Raw genomic sequence first — 4069 nt, forward strand, 5'->3', positions numbered from 1 at the left:
GGCGCGGACCGCGTCGACCTGCTGAGAGCAGATCAGGGTTCCCAGAACGTCTGGGGTCGTGGTCGAGCGGTGGTCGGCGAGCCGTTGCGTCGCAGCAATGAACAGAGCCAGGAACGCGTCGTGGTGACGCTCATGCACCATCACCAACGGGGTGGCCGTACAGTGCCTGCCGGCTCCGGTAAAGCAGGCACGCAGCGCTGCCCGCACCGCGGGACGCACGTACGCGTCGGAGCGAACGGCCAGCATCGAAGCGGGAGTCACGCTGTTCGGGGCTGTTCGTGGTACGCAGCAGGCAAGCGCGCTGGAATCCGCGTGTTCCGACAAGACGCCCGAGATGTACGACTCCTGTCCCGGCAGCAGCTGCCAGACCTCGTCGGGAAGTCCGCTCTGCCTGGCCAGGTGATGCAAGTGGCTGCCGAGGGGAACGGTTGCCGGATCCAGTGCAGTGATCACACACTGGCCTGCCAGGATCGGCGGAAGCACTGTATGGAGGAGCGATGACAGAGGGGCGGCCTGGTCACTGAGGCCGACGACCACCTGCTGGTCCGCCTGCCGTGCCCTCTTGGCCGCGCTCGCGGCCCGAAGCAACCGGCGTGGCAGCAGGACCGATTGCTGATCCACAGCGATGTCGTCGTGGCCCAGGCCGCAATCGAGGCGCGCATAAGAGGAGAAGCGAATACGCTCGTGCCGTGCCGCCAGCAGAAATCGCTTCGCCCAGCTGCGCCGCCGGTCCGGAGCCCAAGAGGCCCACGTGCTATGCCTGCGCCGCGCTGTTGCCACTGCGGCGACGGCTTCCTGCGCAGTGGCAGGCTGTGTATACGAGGTTTCAGGACTCACTTCAGCTAACTCTTCCCTCGCATCGTTTCCCGCTTGGTCGGCGGCTGGAATCCGTCACGCGTGGTCAGGCCTCCCCGACTGGCACCCGCAAGCCCTGATCTGAGTACGCACCCGGCTTGGAACGGCGTACCGGCCCCAGCCCAGTCGGCGGGATGGTGCCAAGGACTGGAGATCGTGACGGCTGTCGGCAGGGCCGAACTCCGTTGTGTGAGGGGCCTTTCCTCTGGAACCTCATGTCTCAAAGTCCAGGTGCACCACGGCCGAGACGTGAGGTACACCGTAGTGATCCTCCCCCGCGGGCGTAATCCGCCGGATGAGTGAGGCACAACGACGAGCATCCGCCGTGCGACGTTTGTAGGAGACGAGGACGTGAAGCTTCCCCGTGGTCGTGACTCTCCTGTGGGAGCGGGAGGACCACAAGTGTGGACTCAGTGCGGGCTACCGCCAGCACAGTCCTCACCCTCACCGCCCCGGTTCGGTCGGCTCCTCCTGCTCCTGCCGGTAGCACTGTTGCGAGTCCCGCGAGGGCCCGGCTGACGCGCCATCGCAGTATGCACGTCGTGCACCTCATCGTGGATCAATTCCCACCAACTGGAGGGAGAGACACCTGCATCGCGGGACTTGGGCAGGACGTCACGCGCCCCCGATGCGCTGCCCGTGCCGACCAGGGGAGGTTGCGGCTGTGATGGTCAGCGGAGGGTGGCGGCGTTCATTGATCCAGGGATGGTTGCGGAAGAGTGCTGGATCGGCAATGGAGGCGGCCTGATCCACTGTGGGGCTGTACTGGGTGATGTCGGTGAAGCCGATCTGGGAGAGGAGCTGTTCGTAGTGTTCCAGCGGCCAGTGGTGATCGGTGAATGTTTCTTCATCTCCGTGCGGGGTGCGGAAGCGTACCGGGATGGGGTCGCCGGCGGCGTAGGTGGTGTGGAGGTCGCCGGTGCGTACGGAGGTGAAGGGGATCCCGTAGGAGGCGGGGTTGATGTTGAGCAGAGCCAGTCGTCCGCCGGGGCGCAGCAGCCGGTGGATCTCCGTCAGGATCTTGCGGTGGAGGTCCGGGTCGGAGGTGCAGGTCAGGACGAAGGAGCACATGGCCGCGTCTGCGCATCTGTCCGAGAGGCTGCTGATGCGGCCGTCAACGGCGAGGTGGTACTCCGCGCCGGGAGTTCGGTGTTTGCGTGCGGCCTGGAGCATGGCTGGCGAGTCGTCCGCCGCGAGCACCCGCACGCCGAATTGGCGGCTGATGTGGTCGGTGATGTCCCCCGGTCCGCAGCCAAAGTCCAGTACCGTGGCGCCCCGTTTCGTGCGCAGGCGCAGTTCAGCGAAGACGAAGGAGTGCCCCAGGAGCCAGTCTGTGGCCCGGCCGGCTGTGCTGAAGCGGTCAGCCGCCTCGTCGCTCTGGTACGACGAGCGCTCATGCGGATCGCCCTGTGCCCTCTGGTTGTTGGCCACGGCGCCTTCTTCCTCTGCGCCTCTGCTCCGCAGTTTGGGTGAAGTCCGGTATCTCAACACATGCGATACTACAATGCGTAATCAATGTACTGCTTTTCGTCATCACTCGCTGTCGGCGCCTCAACCCACTTGAAGGACGCCCCTTGTGACAAGCGCCCATAACGGCAACCACGCGGCCTACTTCGCCTTCCGCGACGAACTCCTCGGTCCCCTGCGCGCGGTGGTGCTCACCGGCCAGCAGCTCTGTGAGGCAGGGCGCCTCCTCTACGGTCGTCCCGAAGGCCTCTCCCTGTACGGCATCCCCGCACCCGAGATGGAGTTGCAGGGCATCCAACTGCTCGGCCGGACCGCCATCGAGGCCGTCACCGACTCCCACGCTGCCGCCGTCGCGTCTGCGACCGCGGAAGTCTGTCCCCCGGGTGGCAACGCGATGGTCGTGGACCTGTTCTGCGGGTCGGGCAACTTCGCACTTCACCTCGGTCGGCGTCTGGGCCGACCCGTGTACGCCTCCGAGATCGATCCGGGTGTATATCGGACCACCCGCAACAACCTGCACAAAATTGGCGACTCCACCCTCGAGCTGAACCCGCTCGACTATCGCGCCCTGCTGGCGAAGCTTCCCTCCCGTAGCGACCACGACATCTACGCCGTCGAACCCCCCTGGGGACCCGCCTTCACCGCAGCCGGGCTCGATCTCGCCCGTACCGGCCCACCGGTACGCGAGATCATCGAAGACATTCACCGCTCACGCAACGGCCGACCCTGCCTGATCGCAATCAAGACCAATGACCAGATCGCCCACGACTCCCTCACCCGCTGCTTCACCGACGCGCAGCACCTGCGCTCCCTCACCCCCTCCCCCACACTGCCCCCAGGCGCCAACATGAACTACCACATCTACCGGCTCTGCCCCGTACATGACGCATGAGCACAGGACAGCGGGGGCGAGCTGTTTCCCGGCGGGCTGGCGCCAGCATCAGGCGAGTCGGGCACGCAGCGCCGCGGCCAGCCGGTCGGCGGCATCCTCGGCGTAGCTGACACCAGTTGACCGTCTGCACCCCGCCATCACGTTCCGGCGCGAACGCCACAGGACCGCCGCATCAAAGAAGCCGCATCCGAAGAGCACCAGCACCTCACCCCCCGACAGCAGCTCAAGCAACCTCGGGCAGCCACCAGGGTGGAACACGGTCTCAAACGCCGGACCGGAAGGTCCGGTCGGTCGCTAACGGCCTTTTAGCTTCCCCGCCGGCAACCAGCTGCCTCACACAGACAGCCGGCCCTCGTTCCAGCCCACAGATCAGATGACACCTCATCGTGCAGCAATCGCCAGAGCTCCGACCGTGCCAGCGAGGTCAGTGACGCTCACCGCTCGTGCCGAGGGCCCCACAGACCTCACACGATGCGGCTCCGCATAAACCATGCCCTGGTACCCACCCCAAGGCGAAGCAGCATCGACTCGGAGGATAGTCAAGCGAATGGTGTAACAGGGGTAGTTGGGGCTACTGGCGGGCTACTGAGAGCCGGCCGTCGAAGGGATGTCTATTATTCCGTCGACTCCTTGGCGTCGGTGACGTTTTCCTCAAGCCGTGTCGCGGTGACGGTGATCTCCACTTCCTTGCCCTCGTCGTACAGGGTGCGGATCCGCTCTCCGACTTCGGTGTCGGGCACCTTGAGGTCCTCCCGCGTGCCCCCGCCCTCCATGAGCGACATATAGCCGTCGTCCGCGATGTTGAGGAGTAGGTACTTCTTGGTGACAGCGGGAGAATTGGCGGTGTCTTCCGGT

The 4069-nt window shown here is 65.4% G+C and carries 5 protein-coding genes; 1 reads left to right on the forward strand and 4 read right to left on the reverse strand.

The window, feature by feature from the left end:
* A partial coding sequence (locus tag ACWD1Z_RS36650) for an aldehyde dehydrogenase family protein (protein WP_451125134.1) occupies positions 1-837 on the reverse strand: 837 nt, incomplete at its 3' end.
* A gap of 633 nt (positions 838-1470) precedes the next feature.
* Positions 1471-2343, reverse strand: coding sequence for a class I SAM-dependent methyltransferase (locus ACWD1Z_RS36655; protein WP_451125136.1), 873 nt, complete (start codon positions 2341-2343; stop codon positions 1471-1473).
* An 88-nt stretch (positions 2344-2431) separates the two neighbouring features.
* On the opposite strand from ACWD1Z_RS36655, the gene ACWD1Z_RS36660 reads away from it, so the two are divergent.
* Complete coding sequence (locus ACWD1Z_RS36660; RefSeq protein ID WP_451125138.1) at positions 2432-3214, forward strand: class I SAM-dependent methyltransferase; 783 nt, start codon at positions 2432-2434, stop codon at positions 3212-3214.
* Between the two features lie 48 nt (positions 3215-3262).
* Here the strand turns inward: ACWD1Z_RS36660 and ACWD1Z_RS36665 are convergent, their stop codons facing one another.
* Positions 3263-3445, reverse strand: a complete 183-nt coding sequence (locus ACWD1Z_RS36665; RefSeq protein WP_451125140.1) for a hypothetical protein — start codon at positions 3443-3445, stop codon at positions 3263-3265.
* 383 nt (positions 3446-3828) lie between these two features.
* On the reverse strand, positions 3829-4069 hold a 241-nt coding region (locus ACWD1Z_RS36670), incomplete at its 5' end, for a hypothetical protein (RefSeq protein WP_451125142.1).

The organism is Streptomyces sp. NPDC002784 (genome assembly GCF_053592135.1).